At 44.8% G+C, this 20,261-nt stretch carries 13 protein-coding genes; 2 read left to right on the top strand and 11 right to left on the bottom strand.

Going from position 1 to position 20,261, the window contains the following annotated elements; all coding sequences use genetic code 11:
* Window positions 1-574 precede the first annotated feature (574 nt).
* From HMPREF9009_RS08170 to alaS, 6 genes are all read right to left on the bottom strand, one after another.
* Entirely contained in the window at window positions 575-2,845 is a 2,271-nt protein-coding gene (locus HMPREF9009_RS08170; protein ID WP_049701874.1) for a GH92 family glycosyl hydrolase, read from the bottom strand.
* A gap of 13 nt (window positions 2,846-2,858) precedes the next feature.
* Window positions 2,859-5,123: a GH92 family glycosyl hydrolase gene (locus tag HMPREF9009_RS08175; protein ID WP_049701875.1), complete on the bottom strand. Its 2,265-nt coding sequence runs from the start codon at window positions 5,121-5,123 to the stop codon at window positions 2,859-2,861.
* A gap of 39 nt (window positions 5,124-5,162) precedes the next feature.
* The gene (locus tag HMPREF9009_RS08180; protein ID WP_049701876.1) at window positions 5,163-6,170 is read right to left on the bottom strand and encodes a FecR family protein; all 1,008 of its coding nucleotides are present in this window, start codon (window positions 6,168-6,170) and stop codon (window positions 5,163-5,165) included.
* Between the two features lie 34 nt (window positions 6,171-6,204).
* Window positions 6,205-6,762 carry an RNA polymerase sigma-70 factor gene (locus HMPREF9009_RS08185; protein WP_049701877.1) on the bottom strand — a complete coding sequence of 186 codons (558 nt, stop codon included), beginning with the start codon at window positions 6,760-6,762 and terminating at the stop codon, window positions 6,205-6,207.
* Window positions 6,763-6,789: 27 nt separating this feature from the next.
* On the bottom strand, window positions 6,790-9,027 hold the full coding sequence (locus HMPREF9009_RS08190; RefSeq protein ID WP_049702304.1) for a GH92 family glycosyl hydrolase: 2,238 nt from the start codon (window positions 9,025-9,027) through the stop codon (window positions 6,790-6,792).
* A 522-nt stretch (window positions 9,028-9,549) separates the two neighbouring features.
* Window positions 9,550-12,168, bottom strand: coding sequence for an alanine--tRNA ligase (gene alaS / locus HMPREF9009_RS08195; RefSeq protein WP_008642071.1), 2,619 nt, complete (start codon window positions 12,166-12,168; stop codon window positions 9,550-9,552).
* Window positions 12,169-12,339: 171 nt separating this feature from the next.
* On the opposite strand from alaS, the gene HMPREF9009_RS08200 reads away from it, so the two are divergent.
* Together HMPREF9009_RS08200 and HMPREF9009_RS08205 are read left to right on the top strand one after the other, a co-directional pair.
* A complete protein-coding gene (locus HMPREF9009_RS08200) occupies window positions 12,340-13,308 on the top strand; it encodes a M23 family metallopeptidase (RefSeq protein ID WP_004305395.1) in 969 nt (322 codons plus the stop codon).
* Between the two features lie 20 nt (window positions 13,309-13,328).
* Window positions 13,329-13,673 carry a MerR family transcriptional regulator gene (locus HMPREF9009_RS08205; protein ID WP_004301384.1) on the top strand — a complete coding sequence of 115 codons (345 nt, stop codon included), beginning with the start codon at window positions 13,329-13,331 and terminating at the stop codon, window positions 13,671-13,673.
* 36 nt (window positions 13,674-13,709) lie between these two features.
* On the opposite strand, the gene HMPREF9009_RS08210 is transcribed toward HMPREF9009_RS08205, so the two are convergent.
* The 5 genes from HMPREF9009_RS08210 to HMPREF9009_RS08230 form a co-directional block, all read right to left on the bottom strand.
* Window positions 13,710-15,950 carry a RelA/SpoT family protein gene (locus HMPREF9009_RS08210; RefSeq protein ID WP_015532345.1) on the bottom strand — a complete coding sequence of 747 codons (2,241 nt, stop codon included), beginning with the start codon at window positions 15,948-15,950 and terminating at the stop codon, window positions 13,710-13,712.
* Between the two features lie 72 nt (window positions 15,951-16,022).
* Window positions 16,023-17,318, bottom strand: coding sequence for a lytic transglycosylase domain-containing protein (locus HMPREF9009_RS08215; RefSeq protein ID WP_008020625.1), 1,296 nt, complete (start codon window positions 17,316-17,318; stop codon window positions 16,023-16,025).
* Between the two features lie 33 nt (window positions 17,319-17,351).
* Window positions 17,352-18,239, bottom strand: coding sequence for a DUF5683 domain-containing protein (locus HMPREF9009_RS08220; RefSeq protein ID WP_004315141.1), 888 nt, complete (start codon window positions 18,237-18,239; stop codon window positions 17,352-17,354).
* Window positions 18,240-19,130: a ParB/RepB/Spo0J family partition protein gene (locus HMPREF9009_RS08225; RefSeq protein ID WP_004301392.1), complete on the bottom strand. Its 891-nt coding sequence runs from the start codon at window positions 19,128-19,130 to the stop codon at window positions 18,240-18,242.
* A 15-nt stretch (window positions 19,131-19,145) separates the two neighbouring features.
* On the bottom strand, window positions 19,146-19,910 hold the full coding sequence (locus HMPREF9009_RS08230; RefSeq protein ID WP_004310990.1) for a ParA family protein: 765 nt from the start codon (window positions 19,908-19,910) through the stop codon (window positions 19,146-19,148).
* Window positions 19,911-20,261: the final 351 nt, after the last annotated feature.

Here is a 20,261-nt window from a genome sequence, read left to right on the forward strand (position 1 = left end):
GCTGAATATCTATACCTGTAATAATGCTTACGCAGATATTTTTCAGACTGATTTTGGATAACGCCTACAACTTATGGGTATGATACTGCGTATTGCCTCAAGTCGCATAGTGGGGCAAGGGGATATTGTGGGCAGAAGTGGGTATTTCAGCCTCAATTTATCTGCTAATTCAGTGATGAGAGGACGTTTAGACGCAAGAAGGACGCTGAAGAGCTTAGTTGCGGATTTGAGGCTATAATGATATTGTTTTTGGCTCAAGCGATATTTTTGAAAAAACAAGGTGAAACCGATAATGTTCTGTTTTTACCGGAATTTGCCACTTGCTTTCACCCGCTATCTCCTTATTCATCGGTATTTCGAGAATCTGGTGAAATCGATGAATAGCAATGGTCTTATAGTGGCATTTATGATACTTTATCTCAAAAAGTAGTGGAAAGTAATCAAAAACAATAGCCTGAAAGCAGACTTCTTTGCTTTCAGGCTATCGCTTTCAGCCGGAATCTCGATGATTAGCTACTTTCAGAAAGAAACTGAAGGCTGAAACCGGGATGGCGACAATTTTATAGAGAAAGGATTATTGCTCTTTAGAGAAAGAATAAGGCATATCCTCTTCTTTCGTTCCTCTGTTCTTATTCGGTTGGTTACCCATATCCACTTTGATAGTGCCACCTTTGAATAAGTCTTCGTGACGGAGATAATTCTTGGTATAATCAGTACCATTAACATTCAGCGAGTTGACATAGAAATTTTTTTTACTGTTGTTCGGAGCATCAATCACTAAACTGTTGCCGTTCTCGAAGTGGAGCGTAGCTTTCTTGAATAACGGGGCACCTATGATATACTCGTCCGTTCCCGGGCAGACAGGGTAGAAGCCTAATGCCGAGAATACATACCAGGCGGAAGTCTGTCCGTTGTCTTCGTCTCCGCAATAACCATCCGGTCCCGGAGTGTACATTCTGTCCATAACCTGACGCAGCCAGTATTGGGCTTTCCAGGGCTGACCGGCATAGTCATACAAATAAATCATGTGCTGGATAGGCTGGTTGCCATGTGCGTAGTTCCCCATGTTCATGACAGTCATTTCACGTATTTCGTGAATCACCTGTCCGTAGTAGCTGTCGTCAAAAACAGGCGGTACGGCAAATACGGAGTCCATCATTGTGATAAACATGTCTTTTCCGCCCATCAGGTCGATAAGTCCCTGAGGGTCGTGGAATACAGACCAAGTGTAGTGCCAGCTATTTCCTTCCGTGAAAGCGTCCCCCCATTTCAGCGGAGAGAATGGAGACTGGAATGTACCGTCTTCGTTGCGTCCGCGCATCAGTTTGAATTCTTTGTCGAAAAGATTCTTGTAGTTCATGGCACGTTTGGCGAAGAGGTTAATCTCTTTCTTCGGACGTTTCAGTTCTTTGGCGAGTTTGTAGATACACCAGTCGTTGTATGCATATTCCAGTGTACGGGCAGCGTTCTCGTTGATTTTCACATCGTAAGGGACATAACCCAGTTTGTTGTAGTACTCATATCCCAAGCGTCCTGTGGAAGAGACTTCGGGATGCACGCTTTCCGTTCCGTGGATCAATCCTTCGTACAATGTCTTTATGTCGTCCACTTTCACGCCTTTCATATAGGCGTCCACCAGAATTGAAGCGGAATTATTACCGACCATGCAACCTCTGTGACCCGGACTTGCCCATTCGGGGAAGAATCCGCTTTCTTTATACGTGTTGATAAGCCCTTCCTGCATTTCCTTGTTGACCGACGGATACATCAGATTCAACAACGGGAACAAGCAACGGAAAGTATCCCAGAAACCTGTGTCGGTGTACATATATCCCGGCAGAACCTGACCGTTGTACGGGCTGTAGTGAACCGGTTGTCCGGCAGCATCCAGTTCGTAGAACTTGCGTGGGAAAAGCAGTGAACGATACAGGCAGGAATAGAATGTGCGGTATTGGTCGAGATTGCCACCTTCTACTTCTATTTTGCCTAATTCCTGATTCCAGGCTTCTTTTCCTTTCTTAGCCAGTTGCTCGATATTATCTTTGCCCAGCTCCTTCATGTTGACAGCCGCTTGCTCGAAGCTGATGAAAGAGGAAGCGATTCGGGCATGTACCTGTTCGCCTTTGTGTGTCCGGAAGCCGATGATAGCTCCCGCATGGTCGGTTGTCTGTTCGGCAACGTTTTCTTGCAGATTGCCGTTGGCTACCGTAGCTTTGTAAGTGAAAGGCTTGTCGAATTCAATGATGAAGTAATTCTTGAAGTTTTCGGGAACTCCGCCGCTGTTGCGTGTAGTGTAGCCGATAATCTTGTTTTCTTCCGGAATCACTTTGACATATGAACCTTTATCGAAAGCATCCACCACGACATAAGAATGGTCGTTTTCGGGGAAAGTGAAGCGGAAAAGGACGGCACGTTCCGTCGGAACCATTTCTGTCACTACATCATGTTCTGCAAGATATACTTTATAATAGTAAGGAGTGGCAGTCTCGCCTTTATGCGAAAACCAACTGGCACGCTTTTCTTCATCAAACACGGGCTTGCCTACTATAGGCATGATAGAAAACTGCCCGTAATCGTTAATCCACGGACTGGGTTGGTGGGTCTGCTTGAATCCGCGAATCTTATTGGCAGTATAGGTGTATTGCCAACCGTCTCCCATTTTTCCGGTCTGCGGAGTCCAGAAGTTCATTCCCCAGGGACGGGCGATGGCGGGATAGGTATTCCCTGTTGATAACTCGAAAGTAGATTGGGAACCCATCAGCGGGTTGATATACTGTGTCCAGTCTTTGGCTTTGGCAAAGACCGTGCAACTGAGTACACAAGCTATTAGTAATAGTCTTTTCATGGCATAATGTGTTTTAATAGTTAGGCTTGTTAGTCATTTTGATTTCTATCGTTCCGCCGCTCACGATGTCCTGATGGTTGAAGAACGGAGTATCCAGCACTTTGCCGTTCAGCATTATGCTTTCGATATATTTGTTCTTTTTCGTATTGTTTTTAACTACAATGCTGAATTTCTTTCCACTGGGCAGATTGACTACCGCTTTATCGAAAGCGGGACGACCGATGGAATACACCGGTTTGCCCGGACATACCTGATAGAATCCCATAGAGTTAAGAACGTACCATGCAGACATCTGACCGCAGTCTTCATTGCCTGACAACCCGTCTATGCTGTTAGCGTACTGGCTCCGGTAAACGCTGTCTACCAACTCCTGAGTTCTCCACGGGCGGTTTACGTAGTTATACAAGTGGATAACATGATGGCTGGGCTCGTTGCCATGCGCATATTGTCCGATAAGACCGCTGATGTCCGATGAAGTCGTTTCGCCTTCGAGCGATGAATCGACAGTGAACAGAGAATCTAGTTTCTGTACAAACGCGTCCTCGCCACCCATCAGATTGACTAATCCCTTTACATCATGCGGCACAAACCAAGTCCACTGCCACGCTGTTCCTTCGCAATAATCATCGTTGCGGTGGGTCGAAGCACGCGGGTTGAACGGTGTGCGCCATTCGCCTTTCGAGTCGAGTCCGCGCATGAAGCGGGTTGACTTGTCGAAGTAAAATTCGTATGCTTTGGCAAAACGCTCGTATTTGGCTTTGGATTCAAAGTCGTTCATAGCTTCCGCGAAGATAGAGATGCACCAGTCGTCGTACGCATATTCCAGCGCTTTGGCTACTGATTCGTTTTCGCGGTCGCAGGGGATATAGCCGATAGCGTTTTTGTAATACTTGGCTTTCGGCATGAGATGCGGCAATACCAAATCCGGACATTTGATGCCGGTAGTGTCATATTCGGCTGCACGCAGGCAGGCTTTGTACGCCTCTTTCGCGTCGAAATTACGGTAGCCTTTCATATAAGCATCCACGATGACGGGGACGGCATGGTAACCGATCATCGTACCGGTATAGTTGGAAGCCAAATCCCACATCGGGTATATTCCGCCTTCCTGATGTTTCTTTATCAGCGAGTTGATGAATTGATTGTTCAAATCGGGGTCGATGATTGTCATTAACGGGTGCAGTGCGCGGAAGGTGTCCCACAGTGAGAATACAGTATATACAGGGTTGACAGTATCTCCCTGATGCACTTCGAGGTCCATCCCTAAGTAACGTCCGTCTGCGTCGGTGAACAGGTTCGGACTGATGCCCGTGTGGTAGAGGGCGGAGTAGAAGATGGTTTTATCTTCCTTGTCGGAAGTAGTGATGTCAATTTTCGACAAATATTGGTTCCAGGCAGTGCGTGCGTCTTTGCGTACCTTATCGAAACCCCATGCAGGGATTTCCGACTCCACATTCTTGCGTGCCCCCGCTATATCGACAGCGGAAACACCGACTTTCACAAGTACTTGTTCGTCCTTCTTCGTGTTGAAATGCAGTAACGCTTTGCAGACAGGAAGCCGCTTGCCATCGTCCATAGTGACTGAATCGGTGACGAGCGTGTAAGAGAACGGTTTGGAGAACTTGGCGTAGAAATTAATGTATTGGTCGAACGCCCAATAAGTAGTTTTCTTGTGTCCGCAGATTTCCGTGTCGCTAATCACTTCGATTTCCATTTCCGAGTTGGTCTGACGTTGCAGGCTGTAATCGAGGTCGATGATAAAACCGGATTCGGTGCTTTCGGGGAAAGTGTAGCGGTGGATAGCGCCGCGGCTGGTGGCTGATATTTCGGCTTTTACCTGATAAGTATCCAGGAATACGGAATAATAGCCCGGTTCTGCCGTTTCATTCTCGTGCGAGAAGGCAGAGGCATAGGCTAGTGTCTGGCTTTGAGGGTCGGTAGTCAGATATTGCTGTTTGCCGACGGTGGGCATGAATAGCACGTCTCCGTAGTCGCAACAGCCTGTACCGCTGACGTGTGTATGTGAGAAACCATTGATGGTGGAGTCCGCATGATAATATCCCGAACAAGCATCCCAACCGTCAATCCGTGTGTCCGGACTGGGCTGAATCATGCCGTGGGGAACTACTGCTCCGGGGAAAGTGTGTCCATGTCCGCCTGTCCCGATGAAAGGGTTGACATAAGCACTATAGTCTTTTACGCTAGTGGGGGCTGTGCAGGAGCTAAGTGTGAATATTCCTCCTAAACATCCTACTATTAGGAATGTTTTCAATTTCATGGTGTTAATAGCTTTTTAGTTCCGTCGGATTCATCCCTCTTATTTGGGAGAAATAAAGATGTTGCTTCCGACAATTTTATAATCAATAGGGATAGAGTTCTGCAATGATTTCAATACAGATTCGATATCCGATTTCCGTTTCAGTACACCGGAGTAGGTCTTGTTCGACTGGATGTCGGGAGACAAGATAATCTTCACGTCGTAGAAACGTTCCAAGGCCTTGGTGATGGTGAAGATATCGGCTTTCTGGAATGGAATCAGGTTGTCGTGCCATACGGCATCCATCTTAGCGTCCACTTGCTTCACGGTCAGCCGTCCGTTGTTCTTGTTCAGTTCTGCACGCTGTCCGGGGGTGAGGATGATTTGTCCTTCTTCCTTGTTGCCTTTCACTTCTATTTCACCTTCAATCAGTGTCGCTTCCGCTATCCGGCAACGTTTGTCGCATTTGAAGTTGAACCTTGTTCCCAGTACACGTACACGCATGGCGTCGCTCTGTATGGTGAACGGCTTGTGACGGTTCTTGGTTACTTCGAAATAGGCTTCTCCTTCCAGATGCACGTTGCGCTCTTTCTCGGAAAACTCGCGCGGATATTTTAATATAGCCGAGTTGTTCAACCAGACTTTGGTACCGTCCGGCAGGACAACTTCCTTCACGATACCTTCATTGGCAACGGCAACCATCATTTGCTGGTCGGTTCCGCTCTGATAGAACCAGTATCCGGCTCCGCCACCGATGACCAATATGGCAGCAATGGCAACCGCGTATCTCATCCAGCGATGCATACGCAGTATTTTGTTCTGTTTTCCTTTTTCTTCGTCCAGCTTCCTGTAGAGCTGTTTTTCCGCACGTGCCATCCGTTGCCCGTCGGCATATTGATTGAATTTACCCAAATGATAAATCTCTTCCATGCGGAATAACTGAAGGGCATTCTCTTCCGATTCTTTCATCCAAGCATTTACTTCGATGAGTTCCTCTTCCGTGCATTGTCCTGTCAGATATTTGTTGATTATATCTTCACTCAGATTACTCATTTTCTTTTCCTTCATATTAATAATACAATTCAGAACGCAAAAACACTTATCAATCTTGCCATAAAAATAAGAAAAGAATTATCCAAAGTGGATTGAGGCGACTGCGCAAGTACTTCAAAGCCTTGTACATATGTGCTTCTACCGTGCGGAGCGAAACTCCGAGAGCGTCGGCTATCTCCTTGTTTTTCATGTCGTGAAGATAGCTGAGTTTGAAAACTTCCTTGCATTTGTCCGGCAGTTCGTTAATCGCGTCGTAGATTTCTTTGCGAAGCTCCCTGTCTTCAATCCGCTGAATCACTTCGTTGTTGTCCGGCTGATAAAACTCTGCACGCCTCTGGTTGATTTCTTCCATGGCGGCACAGTAACCGTCTTCCACGTTCCGGTGTTTCAGAACGTTGAGGGCACGGGTATAGACGGCACGATAGAGGAAGGCTTGAATCTGGTCGCCTATTTCTATGCTGTCTTTCCGTCTCCATAGCTCCACAAACACATCCTGTACCACATCTTCCGCATCTTCCTCGCCCACCAGGCGGGTGGCGTAGAAGATGAGGCTGGGGTAGTACCTGCGGAATAACGTCTGATAGGTTACATCGAAGTTTTCATTCATTCTCTCGATAGTTTAGTTCGGTTTTATTTATGGATTCTTTTCTTCAAAGATGACTCCTATTGCCTTGGGAGTCTCACCCATTTCGAACTCGACGGTAGCTCCGCCCATGATTTGCTCATGGGTGAGGTAGGTCTTGTCGTAGGGCTGTCCGTTCACTTTGATGGACTGAATATAGATATTCTTTTTGTTTACGTTGGGGGCAAGTACGGTGAAAATCTTGCCGTTCGCCAGGTGCAACTGCATTTCTGGGAAGAGGGGAGTACCTATTTCATACTTTCCGCTGACGGGGTTTACGGGGTAGAATCCCATGGCGCTGAATACGTACCATGCCGACATCTGTCCGCAGTCTTCGTTGCCGCAAAGTCCGGCAGGCTCGTTTTTGTAAAGCTCGTTCATTACTTTTGCTACGTAATATTGAGTCCGGTCACTGAAGCCTATCGAGTTGAACAGGTAGATGACGTGATGGCTCGGCTCGTTGCCGTGCGCGTACTGACCTATCATTCCCGTGCTGAAGAGGGGGAGTTCGGCATCTGCTGCCGGATGGTAGGTGAACATGCTGTCCAGTTTTTCGGCAAATCTGTTTTTACCGCCTACAAGGTTTATCAGTCCGTCAACGTCGTGTTGTACCGACCAGAAATATTGCCATCCGTTGCTTTCGCAGATGTGTGGCGTATAGTCATCGGCTTTGAAGTCCTTGATAAAGGTGCCTTTGTCGTCACGTGGCTGCATGAAAGAGGTGGCGGGGTTGTAGACGTTCTTGTAGTTCTGCGAACGTTTGTAGAATGTCTCGGCGATGTCCTGCTTGCCCATCTTCTTTGCCATTTCGGCGATGCAGTAATCGTCGAAGGCATATTCCAGTGTCTTGGATAATGACCAGTTTTCGGCGTTGTAGTGGTCGGTCACGTTGTAGGGGATGTATCCCAGTTTCTTGCAGAGTCCGATGCCGCGGTAGTTGTCGAGGTTGGCGGTTGCTACACAGGCGTTCAATGCTTTCTCTGCGTCAAAATTGCCGATACCTTTCAGATAGGCGTCTACAATAACAGGAACAGCATGATAACCGATCATCATGTCTGTTTCACTTCCGTAGAAGTTCCACACCGGTAGGCGGCCATTCTGTTCGTAGAAGGCGATGAAGGATTTCACCATGTCGTTGACACGTTCCGGTTCGGTGTAGGTGAAGAGCGGATGGGCGGCACGGTAGGTATCCCACAGGGAGAAAGTGCTGTAATTCACCCAGCCGTCGGATTGGTGTATTTTTTTGTCGGGACCGTAGTAGGCTCCGTCTACGTCGCTGTAAATGGTGGGGGCAATCATTGAATGATAGAGGGCGGTGTAGAAATTGACTTTGTCGTTCTCGTTGTCGCCTTTTATTTCAATCTTTCCGAGTTGCCGGTTCCAGTTTGCTTTCGTTTCGGCGAGGTATTTGTTGAAGTCGTTTTCGGGAACTTCGGCTTGCAGGTTTTTGGCTGCGCCTTCCATGCTTGTGCCGGAAATGGCTGTGTTTATGAGAATCTGTTCGCCTTCCTTGGTGTTGAAGTCGAAGCGGGCGATAACAGCTGTGCCGATACGTTTGTTATCTTTGATGATGGCAGTTGTGTCCAGTTCCATTTTCTCAAAAGGCTTGGAGAATCGGGTGCGGAAATAGATGTGTTGATCGCGTGCCCAGCCATCGGAGAAACGGTAACCTTGAATGGTGACGGAGTCTACAACTTCGATATGAGAATCGTTGGTAAAATCCCAGTTCATGGCTTTCTTCAGATTTAAGAAGATAGCAGATTGGGCTTCCGGAAACGTATAACGTTGGATACCACAACGCTCGGTGGCAGTCAGTTCGACGTTGATGTTATAATCAGTCAGGCGTACTTGATAATAACCGGCATGAGCACTTTCATCCTTGTGGGAGAATTTAGAGTGGATGCCAAGCGGTGTTTCCGCTTCTTTGTAGGGAAGGGTGACTGGCATGAAAGAAATGTCATACAAATCTCCCGCTCCAGTACCGGAAAGATGTGTGTGGCTGAAACCGGCAATCGTACTGTCCGGATAGAAATAACCGGAGATACGGTCCCATCCGGGGAGTCCGTTGTCCGGGCTAAGTTGCACCATGCCGAAAGGAGCTTGGGCACCAGGATAAGTGTTTCCAGTGAAGTCTGTTCCGATAAATGGATTTACATAAGATGTGTAATCTATTTCGTGTTTTTCTTGCGTAGGGGTACAAGAAATGAGCATGCAGGTTAACAGCAGGCATAGATAAGCAGGTGTTCTCATCATTCTTTAGGTATTAGTGATTACTTATTTTATTTATTTGAAGGATAAGAAAAATAATTAATCTGGTCACAAAGGTAGAAAAAAACTGTGACAAGCCTAAATTATAAGCTAATATTTTTAGAAAGAGACAAATAGACTTCTATTTCTTACCGGGTTTGTTTGGTTTTGGGGGAGGGTCGGAAGTATCCTTTTCCGATGCTTTTATAGAGGATTCAAAAGGGGATTCAAGCCGAAATTGTTGTTGGTGAATTCCCTTCTGTAAAATAGTGACGCTATCCGATGCAAATAGTGACGCTATATGCTAGCGATACCGTCACTATCCTGTGCATATACCGTCACTATTTTTTTCTACATTAATAGGGAGTTTCTTATGTATATTTATTCAGACGCGTCTAATTTTAAGTCTTTACGTAAAAGAGGTTGTCTATAAGTCTCTTTTTAACGATTTCACCCCTATCAGAACAAACTCTGATAGGGGTGATTTCTTTTTGTGGCTTGTTAGACAGCCTCTTTTATTTATTCTTAGATTCCTGCCAGCTCCAGTACTTTTTCAACTGCTGCCGGTAGTCCATCAGCATTTTTACCTCCTGCGGTAGCGAAGTGAGGTTGGCCACCGCCGCCACCTTGAATCAGTTTGGCAGCCTCTTTTACCAGATTACCAGCTTTCAGACCACCAGCAACCAAATTATCGCTAAGCATTACTGTCAGCATCGGTTTGCCATTGTCTGTACTTCCGGCTACGAAGAACAAGTTTTCTGTGATTTCACCCCGAAGTTGGAAAGCGATATTCTTCACTACTTCTGCCGGTAGCGGAGCACAGAACTTGATTACTTTGATACCGTGGATCTCTTGTACATTTTTCAGTAGTCTTTCCTTCAAAGCTGCTTCTTTCTCTTTCATGAAGTCTTCTACCTGCTTTTTCAATCCTGCATTTTCATCCAGATATTTACGGATTGCAATTCTCAAGTCAGGAGCATTGTTAAAGAGAGCCTTCAAGTCGCTAAGTGTATCTTGTATCGTATCCAGCATTTCTTCCACGCGTGCTCCGGTATAAGCTTCAATACGGCGAACGCCGGCAGCAACAGAACTTTCGGAGATGATTTTTACCATACCGATATTTCCGGTTGCAGCTACGTGTGTACCACCGCAGAACTCGATAGAAGTGCCGAACTGGATCACACGAACTCTGTCGCCATACTTTTCACCAAAGAGAGCGATAGCTCCCAACTCTTTAGCTTCCTCGATAGGAATATTGCGATATTCTTTCAATGGGATATTAGCGCGGATTCTTGCATTGACGATATGTTCAACTTTACGGATTTCTTCATCGGTCACTTTCTGGAAGTGAGAGAAGTCGAAACGCAATGAATCCGGTGTAACCAATGAACCTTTCTGTTCGATGTGTTCACCCAATACTTCACGTAAAGCAGCATCCAGCAAGTGGGTCGCCGAGTGATTGGCTGCGCAGGCAGCACGTTTGTCGGTATCTACACAAGCCATCATCGGAGCTTCCGGATGTTCGGGTAGCTTTTTGGTAATATGTATCGGAAGATTATTCTCTTTCTTTGTGTCGACCACTTCAATCGTCTCGAACTCGCTCACCAATACACCTGTATCACCTACCTGACCACCACTTTCTGCATAGAACGGAGTATAGTCGAGTACAATCTGATACAATGTCTGGTTCTTTTGTTTGATCTGACGGTAACGAAGGATAGAAGCCTCGTATTCAGTGTAATCGTAACCAACGAATTCAGTAGTTCCTTCTTTCAGTACAATCCAGTCACCAGTTTCGATGGCGGCAGCATTACGTGCACGCTGTTTCTGTTGCTGCATTTCTTCATTGAACTCTTCAATGTTGACAGTCATTCCGTTTTCACGGAGAATCAGCTCTGTCAAGTCGAGCGGGAAACCGAATGTATCATATAAAGTAAAGGCATCTTTACCGCTGATTTCAGTTTTTCCATTGGCTTTGGTATCTTCCATTGTCTTATCCAATAAACGGATACCAGTTTCCAAAGTGCGGAGGAATGATTCTTCTTCTTCCTTGATTACTTTTTCAATCAGTGTCTTTTGTGCAACCAGTTCAGGATAAGCCTCTCCCATGTTATCAATCAATACAGGAAGCAACTTATACATAAATGCCTGTTTCTGTCCGAGGAAAGTATATCCGTAACGGACAGCACGGCGAAGGATACGGCGGATCACATAACCTGCCTTTGCATTAGACGGCAACTGACCATCTGTGATTGAGAATGCAATGGTACGGATATGGTCGGCAATTACACGCATTGCAATATCTTGCTGCTTGTCTTTTCCATATTCTGTACCCGACATTGTTGCAATAGCTTTCAGCATTGGCTGGAATACGTCTGTGTCGTAGTTGGATGTTTTGCCTTGCAGAGCCATACAAAGACGTTCGAATCCCATACCGGTATCAATAACCTTGGCAGGAAGCGGCTCAAGACTGCCGTCTGCTTTGCGGTTGTATTGCATGAACACGAGGTTCCAGATTTCAATTACCTGCGGGTGATCGTGGTTCACGAGGTCGCGACCGGAGATCTTGGCACGTTCTTCAGCAGGACGGAGGTCGATATGGATTTCGGAACAAGGTCCGCAAGGTCCTGTATCACCCATTTCCCAGAAGTTGTCGTGTTTGTTACCGTTGATGATGTGATCTTTCGGCAAGAACTGTTCCCAATAGGAAGCAGCTTCATCGTCACGGCTCAATCCTTCTTCAGGACTTCCTTCAAATACGGTTGCATAGAGATGTTCCGGATTCAGTTTCAAGACTTCTACCAGATATTCCCACGCCCAGCTGATCGCTTCTTTCTTGAAGTAATCGCCGAACGACCAGTTACCAAGCATTTCAAACATGGTGTGGTGGTACGTATCGTGTCCTACTTCTTCCAGGTCATTATGCTTTCCGCTTACACGCAAACATTTTTGCGAGTCCGCGACTCTTTGGTATTTCGCCGGATGGTTACCCAAAATAATATCTTTAAACTGGTTCATACCCGCGTTCGTAAACATCAGGGTAGGGTCATCTTTAATCACCATCGGAGCCGAGGGAACGATGTGGTGTCCTTTCGACTCAAAGAAATTCTTGAATGAATCTCTGATCTCTTTTGCAGTCAACATATAATGAAGAATTATGATTTATGAATTATGAATTATGGGCTGTGGGATATGAGAGAGGGGAGGAATCCCCAATAAATCATAAATCACAACTCATAAATTCGTAAAAACTGTGCAAAGATAGCTTGTTTTTATTACTTTTGCCGTATTAACAAGCGAAATATTTCCAAAAAGATGCGCAAAGTATACTACATCTATAATCCACAGACCCAGACTTATGATCGAATTTACCCTACCGTACGGCAGCGTGCGCTTAGTATCCTGCGTCGGCTTTTCTATGGAATGGGGTTGGGAGCAGGTTGCTTTATTGTATTGCTTTTGATTTTTGGTTCTCCGTCGGAGAAGGAATTAAGAATTGAAAACAGCCGTCTTTTGGCGCAGTACAATGTGCTTTCCCGGCGTTTGGACGACGCTATGGGGGTGCTTCAGGATATTCAGCAACGTGACGATAATCTGTATCGGGTGATTTTACAGGCAGATCCTGTTTCTCCGGCTATTCGTCAGGCAGGTTATGGCGGGACGAACCGTTACGAAGAACTGATGGATTTGGCGAATGCCAAGCTGGTGGTGAATACGACTCAAAAGTTGGATGTGCTTTCCAAAAGGCTTTATATCCAGTCGAAATCTTTCGATGATGTGATTGATATGTGTAAGAACCATGATGAGATGCTGAAATGTATTCCGGCCATACAGCCTATTTCGAATAAAGATCTTCGTCAGACAGCATCCGGTTATGGTACACGTATCGACCCTATTTATGGTACGACAAAGTTCCATGCAGGCATGGACTTCTCTGCTCATCCGGGAACGGATGTTTATGCTACCGGAAACGGAACAGTGGTGAAAGTGGGATGGGAAACCGGATACGGTAATACTATTGAGATAGATCATGGTTTCGGGTATCTTACTCGGTATGCTCACTTGCAGGGATTTAATACGAAAGTCGGAAAGAAAGTGGTACGTGGTGAGATTATCGGAAAAGTGGGTAGTACAGGAAAAAGTACCGGCCCGCATTTGCATTATGAAGTGCACGTGAAAGGGCAGGTAGTGAATCCGGTCAATTATTATTTCATGGATTTGAGTGCCGAAGATTATGAAAAGATGATTCAGTTGGCAGCCAATCATGGTAAAGTATTCGATTAAAATCTTAAAACAGGAGTGCTATGCTTAATACAGATAAAGAATTGAAGCTATATTATTCAATAGGAGAGGTTGCCGATATGTTCGGAGTCAATCCGTCATTGCTCCGTTTTTGGGAAAAGGAATTTCCGCAAATCTCTCCTAAGACAGCGGGAAGAGGAATACGTCAGTACCGCAAAGAAGACGTAGAAACGATCGGTCTTATCTATCATTTGGTAAAAGAAAAAGGCATGACACTTCCCGGTGCCCGGCAACGTTTGAAAGATAATAAAGAAGCTACGGTTCGTAATTATGAGATTGTAAATAAGCTGAAAGCGATAAAAGAAGAGCTTTTGGCTATTAAACGCGAATTGGATGGGCGGGAGTAGAATAACGTTGATCGATAACGAATGTGTCGATCAATGTTATTCTTCTACGCGGCTCACCTGTTTGATATTCTGTATTTTCTTCAGATTGTTACAGATGGTTTTCACATCATCCACGTCATGTACCCATAACTGAATTTTTCCTTCAAAGATACCATCTTCGGTTTCGATGGTTAGCTTACGGATATTTACATTGAGTTGTCTGGAGATAACCTGGGTGACTTCATTCAAAAGTCCCATGCTGTCTATACCTTTTATATATATATATACCAGGAAAGATAGTTCTTTGTGTGTATCCCATTCTGTTGCTAATATACGGTTGCCATAACTGCTCTTCAGTTTGGCGGCAACAGGACATTGGCGTTTGTGGATAATGATCCGGTCGTTTTCATCCACATATCCCAATACGTCATCACCGGGAATAGGATGGCAACATTCGGCCATGATATATTTCTTCTGCAAACTTTCTTCTGTCAGCTTGAGCACTTGCTTCGGATTGATCTTTTCTTTTTCTTGCGGCTCTTTTTCTTCCTGCTTCTCTTTATTGTTGCCGAAAGAGAAAGTCAGATATTTCTTCCAGTTACTGGTTTGCTTTTCTTTCAGTTCATTCTTATCCGCTTCTCCCAAGACGATTGCTTTGCTGCCAATGGCGGCCAGCAGTTCTTCTTCATTCTTGGCATTATGCAGTTTGCGCAGCTTCTCAATAACGGTTTCTTCAGGGCGGATTTCCTCTTTTTTCAAAAACTCGTTAAGGATTTCTTCACCTATCTTCTGGTTTGCTTTACGCTCTTTGCGGAGGATGGCTGCTATCTTGGCACGGGCACGGGCAGTGGTTGCAAAAACTTCCCATTGCGGTTGCACACGTTGCGATTTTGAAGTCAGGATCTCAACTTGGTCACCACTTTGCAATTTATGGCTTAACGGAACTAATTTGTGGTTGACTTTGGCACCAATACAATGGCTGCCAATATCCGTATGCAGGGAAAACGCGAAGTCGAGAGCCGTAGAATTCTGCGGCATAGTCTTCAGCTCACCTTTGGGGGTGAATACGAATATTTCAGAAGCAAATAAATTAAGTTTGATGGTATCCAGAAAATCAATGGCATCCGGTTGCGGATCATCCAATATCTCCTTAATGGTTTTCAACCATTTTTCCAACTCTCCTTCATCTTCGCTGCCTCCTCCTTCTTTGTATTTCCAGTGAGCGGCGAAACCTTGTTCGGCAACGTCATTCATTCGTTCACTACGAATCTGGACTTCAATCCATTGTCCGTTATTACCCATCAGGGTGACATGCAATGCCTGATAACCATTTGCTTTAGGATGGCTCACCCAGTCGCGCAGACGGTCCGGATGAGGCTTGTATATCTTGGAGATGGAAACGTAAATGTCGAAACAGTCGTTGAGTTCTTCTTCTATGTTACGTGGCTCGAAGATGATACGGACAGCTAGTAGATCAAATATTTCTTCAAAAGGAACATGCTTGGTCTGCATTTTGTTCCAGATAGAATAGATTGATTTTACGCGGGCAAGTATCCGGTATTTTAATCCCATCTTATCCAACTGTGTACGGATAGGAGCAGTGAAGTCGTTGAAAACTTTGTCGCGTTCGGCAGCTGTGGCATTCAACTTCTCTTCTATTTCCGCATATTCTTCGGGATGTTCATATTTGAAGCTTAGATTCTCAAGCTCTGTTTTTATTTTATAGAGACCCAGGCGGTTGGCGAGTGGCGCATAGATGTAAAGCGTTTCGCCTGCAATCTTATATTGCTTGTTGGGCAACATGGAACCGAGGGTACGCATGTTGTGCAAACGGTCGGCTATCTTGATAAGAATTACCCGGATATCGTTCGACATGGTGAGCAGTAACTTCTTGAAGTTCTCTGCTTGTGCTGAAGCACGGTCACCGAAAATTCCGCCGGATATCTTGGTCAGTCCGTCCACAATTTGGGCAATCTTCGGGCCAAAGATATTTTCAATGTCTTCTACTGTGTAATCAGTGTCTTCTACTACATCATGCAACAAGGCCGCACATATAGAAGTTGAACCCAGACCGATCTCATTACATACAATACTTGCAACGGCAATTGGGTGCATAATATAAGGTTCGCCCGAACGACGTTTGATACCTTTATGCGCCTGATTGGCGAAGTTGAAAGCCTTCGTAATGATTTCAACCTTTTTGCGATGTTTAGTGTTGAGATAATCATTCAGTAGTTCGTGGAACGCCTGATTGATCATCTCTTCATCACTTATTTCTTTAGGGGGCAGATTATCCATAATTGTTATCCTTTCACTTGCTTAGTTCTGCAAAAATAAGCAAATTTCCGAACGATGCAAGCAGGAAGCTATTTATTTGTATATTTTCAATCGTTTTCCTGCAGCAATTTTGGTGTTGGACATTCCATTCCACCTTTGTATATCCTTAATTGTGACGCCATACTTTCCGGCGATGGTTGACAAAGTGTCTCCACTTTTTATTGTGTAGTAGGTCAGTTTACCTTTACCGGCAACAGCTGCTGTCGTTTTGCGGGTTGAGGGGGTAATTTCCTTTACTGCAACGGTTTTTCGGTTGCGGAACAATTCGTCGGCACGATGTGCGTAAATTGTGTCTTGCTTATCTATAAAGGTACTGATAGCATCGATAGGAAGTCTTAAAGTATAAGGCTTGCTGTCACCCGGAATCATGTGCTTCTTATATTGCGGATTCAAACTCTTGATTTGATCCAAAGGTACGTTGCAAAGATCAGCAATCTGTTCGAAGTGCAGATTCTTGTTCACTTGTACTGTGTCGGTACTTGCCGGGATATTTGTTTCCATCGGACAAATATTATGGTCACAATAGTAAGTCATCACATAATTAGCGGCGATAAAGGCAGGTACGTAACCACGTGTCTCTTTAGGCAGGTAATTATAAATTTTCCAGTAATCCGTTTCGCCATTGGCACGGCGGATTGCCTTGTTGATAGTACCGGGGCCACAGTTATAAGCAGCAATCACAAGATTCCAGTCTCCATAGATATCGTACATTTCTTTGAGATAACGTGCGGCAGCCCAAGTTGCTTTAATCGGGTCGCGTCGTTCATCTACCAGGCTGTTTGATTCCAAGCCATAGATCTTACCTGTACCAATCATAAATTGCCACAGACCGGAAGCGCCTGCGCGTGACACGGCAGAGGGGTTCAGTGCAGATTCGATAATCGGGAGATATCTAAGTTCCAGTGGAAGTCCGTATGCATCCAATGCTTCTTCAAAAATCGGCATATAGAAGTTGCAGGCACTCAACATGAAAGAAACCTGATTGCGCAAGCGTCCTGCATACATATCGATGAATTTGCGGATAATATCATTATAAGGCATTTCCATGATAGCCGGAATGCGTGACAAGCGGTCGATGTAGACAGAGTCGCTGAATAAAGGGTTGATTTCAGCTGTACTGCAATCTTTGCCTAAGTCAATATAATTTTTAGCTTTCCAGTCGTTCAACAGACTGTCAAGTGGATATGTCATACTTTTAGGCAGGTCGATGCTTTCTTTGCGTTCAGTTCCATTTTCACGAATCACTACATCTACACTTTGCGCTTTTACCTGCGACGTTGCCACCAGTAAAAGAAAAATAATCGAACAATAGTTAACTAATTTCTTCATGCTTCAATAATAAGATCAATCTAAATTGTGTTTTTAAAATCGTAATACGCATTGCAGACCAACCGACTTGCTTTTTAAACTGCTGGAGCGGAACTGGTTGTTATTGTCGATAACAGCCGGTTCTACTTTCATGCTCAAGTCGGGGGTTATATCGAAGTTAGACAACTCTGCATCTACATAAGCGTCGATGATAGAGATCAGATAAACTCCGATAAAAGCAAATATACTAAGGTCCCGATAACGACGGAACATATCTTTTCTTCGTTTTAGTGTGTTTTTTAGCTGCTCCTCATTATAAGTGGAGTTCGGGGGCAACAAATCTTCGTAACTTTTCGTATTCGGATTGCTGTCCATAATGTCCAGATAGGCTTGCGAATAGTCTTTGTACATCTTACCGTTCCAACTTAAGGCGTAAGCACAACCAGCAAATCCTCCATATATAATAGGCAATTTCCAGTATTTACGGTTGTAAATCTGTCCTCCACCGGGGAATACGACTGCCAACCACGTTGCTTTGGTCGGATTCGGGATAAATATTTTCTTGTTAATATCTTGAGCAGGTGGCGGCACAGTGTCGGTCTTTACAACAATGGAGGCAGGTTGCTCTATCTTTTTCAGCTCTTTCTTGTTGGCTGCATCCAAGCTGTCCGCTATCTGTATTTTAGCAGCTGACAAACTGTCGATGGCCGGAAGTTCTTTGGATGGTATGATTTGGATAGAATCCTTCTTCACCGAGTCCTGTATAATCGGATCACGATGCCTTCGTGCACGGGCTTTCGGCGCTTCGCGCTGTATGATTGTTGTATCTTTCCGTGCCGGAGTAACAGTGGATTGTGCATACACATCAATCCCTGCCACCTGTAAAAAACAGAGAAGCAGGGCGCTGACTAGTAACTGATATTTCTTACTTTTTCTTGTCATTTACTTCTTTAGCGTATCGAAGATTTCCATGATACGTTCCAGTTCCTCCTCGTTCCCGAAAGGAATACTGATCTTGCCTTTTCCCTTTTCAGAGCAGGTGAGTTGTACCTTGGTGTTGAAAAAGCCGGAGAGTTGTTGCTTCAATAAGTTGAATTCTTCAGGAAGTTTGCCACGTTTGGGTGTTATTTTCCGTGTGCCGCTTTTCACAGCTTCTCCTTCGCTTAATGATTTAACAATTTCTTCTACTTTGCGGACTGAATATCCGTGTTCTTGTATTTCTTCGAATATTTTAACTTGTAGTTTAGGGTCGCCTAATGAAATCAGTGCACGGGCATGTCCCATGTCCAACTGCTTGTTTTGCAGGGCCATCTGTATCGGAGCCGGCAATTTCAGTAAGCGCAGGTAGTTGGCGATCGTCGTTCGTTTCTTTCCGATACGTTCGCTAAGACGTTCCTGTGTCAGTTCGTACTGATCGAGCAGATGCTGGTAGGCAAGTGCGATTTCTACGGCATTCAGGTCTTCACGCTGGATATTTTCAATCAGCGCCATTTCCATCATGTTTTCGTCGTCGGCAGTGCGTATATAAGCAGGGATCGTTTTCAGTCCTGCTCTTTGTGATGCACGATAACGACGCTCTCCCGCGATGATCTGATACTCATCGTCCGAGAGTTTGCGTAAAGTGATAGGTTGGATGATACCGATTTCCGCAATGGAATCAGCCAATTCCTGCAATGCTGTTTCGTCAAACTCACGGCGGGGCTGGTTGGGATTGACAGTAATCTTTGCCAGCTCTATTTCATTAATGGAAGAAGACCCTTCGGTTTTCACATCATCCATTGAGAGCAAGGCGTCGAGACCACGTCCTAATGCATTTCTTTTTTGTGTTGCCATATCTTCTTCTTTCTTTTATTTATTTCGGTTGATAATCTCTTTAGCAAGAGCCAAGTGGTTTTTGGCGCCGGTAGATTCCGCATCGTAAAGGATGGTCGGGACACCGTAGCTGGGAGCTTCGCTCAATTTCACATTTCGTTGAATAACGGTGTTGAATACCAGTTCCTGGAAATGACGTTTCACTTCGTCGTAAATCTGATTAGCCTGACGCAGACGAGAGTCATACATTGTCAGCAAGAAACCTTCGATTTCTAAAGCCGGATTCAGTTTCGACTTGATGATTTTGATGGTATTCAACAATTTGCTGATACCTTCAAGAGCAAAATATTCAGCTTGAACGGGGATAATCACGGAGTCGGCTGCCGTCAGGGCATTGATCGTGATCAGTCCTAATGAAGGCGAACAGTCTATCAGGATATAGTCATATTCTTTCTTCAAAGGTGTGAGTACTTCTTTTAGTATCTTTTCTCGGTTTGGGAGGTTCAGCATTTCAATCTCTGCTCCTACGAGATTGATGTGCGAAGAGATTACTTTCAAAGAATCAATCTCCGTATCAAGGATAGCGTCCTGTACGTTGGCTCTGTCAATAATACATTCATAGATAGTGCATTCCGACTGCTTGATGTCTACTCCCAGACCGGAAGAGGCATTAGCTTGCGGGTCGGCATCTATCACGAGTACCTTTTTTTCCAGTGTAGCAAGTGAAGCTGCGAGATTAATCGTAGTCGTTGTCTTTCCTACACCGCCTTTTTGATTGGCCAAAGCAATAATTTTTCCCATATTCTCTAAATTTATTGGCAGCGAAATAAGTGATAAATCCTTAGAGCGCCTACGAAAAAAGAGAAACTTTGCAATTTCTGTTGATAAGTCGCCTGTTTTGTTAATAACTGTCGGACGAAACGGTTACCAAACTTCGACAGGTTCATCATCTACCTTTCTCTTTATGAGCTTGCAAATATACATATTTATATTGGATATTTATTTCTTTTTTTGCTCGCTTGCAGAAGATTAAGATTTGTAAACGGGTAGGAGTGGGGGTGGAAGAGACTTTTCGATCTGATGCGGGGAGGTGTTTGGTGGTACGGCTTCTTTTTGTTACTTTTGTGCGAATATAAAAAAGGAAAGGATTGA

The organism is Bacteroides sp. 3_1_13 (genome assembly GCF_001185845.1).
In the GTDB taxonomy this organism is placed as follows: Bacteria; Bacteroidota; Bacteroidia; order Bacteroidales; family Bacteroidaceae; genus Bacteroides; species Bacteroides xylanisolvens.

Bases quoted from the DNA above. Each gene is read 5' to 3' on its own strand.
- HMPREF9009_RS08170 (WP_049701874.1), bottom strand. From the start codon at position 2,845: ATGAAAAGACTATTACTAATAGCTTGTGTACTCAGTTGCACGGTCTTT.
- HMPREF9009_RS08175 (WP_049701875.1), bottom strand. From the start codon at position 5,123: ATGAAATTGAAAACATTCCTAATAGTAGGATGTTTAGGAGGAATATTC.
- HMPREF9009_RS08180 (WP_049701876.1), bottom strand. From the start codon at position 6,170: ATGAAGGAAAAGAAAATGAGTAATCTGAGTGAAGATATAATCAACAAA.
- HMPREF9009_RS08185 (WP_049701877.1), bottom strand. From the start codon at position 6,762: ATGAATGAAAACTTCGATGTAACCTATCAGACGTTATTCCGCAGGTAC.
- HMPREF9009_RS08190 (WP_049702304.1), bottom strand. From the start codon at position 9,027: ATGAGAACACCTGCTTATCTATGCCTGCTGTTAACCTGCATGCTCATT.
- alaS (WP_008642071.1), bottom strand. From the start codon at position 12,168: ATGTTGACTGCAAAAGAGATCAGAGATTCATTCAAGAATTTCTTTGAG.
- HMPREF9009_RS08200 (WP_004305395.1), top strand. From the start codon at position 12,340: ATGCGCAAAGTATACTACATCTATAATCCACAGACCCAGACTTATGAT.
- HMPREF9009_RS08205 (WP_004301384.1), top strand. From the start codon at position 13,329: ATGCTTAATACAGATAAAGAATTGAAGCTATATTATTCAATAGGAGAG.
- HMPREF9009_RS08210 (WP_015532345.1), bottom strand. From the start codon at position 15,950: ATGGATAATCTGCCCCCTAAAGAAATAAGTGATGAAGAGATGATCAAT.
- HMPREF9009_RS08215 (WP_008020625.1), bottom strand. From the start codon at position 17,318: ATGAAGAAATTAGTTAACTATTGTTCGATTATTTTTCTTTTACTGGTG.
- HMPREF9009_RS08220 (WP_004315141.1), bottom strand. From the start codon at position 18,239: ATGACAAGAAAAAGTAAGAAATATCAGTTACTAGTCAGCGCCCTGCTT.
- HMPREF9009_RS08225 (WP_004301392.1), bottom strand. From the start codon at position 19,130: ATGGCAACACAAAAAAGAAATGCATTAGGACGTGGTCTCGACGCCTTG.
- HMPREF9009_RS08230 (WP_004310990.1), bottom strand. From the start codon at position 19,910: ATGGGAAAAATTATTGCTTTGGCCAATCAAAAAGGCGGTGTAGGAAAG.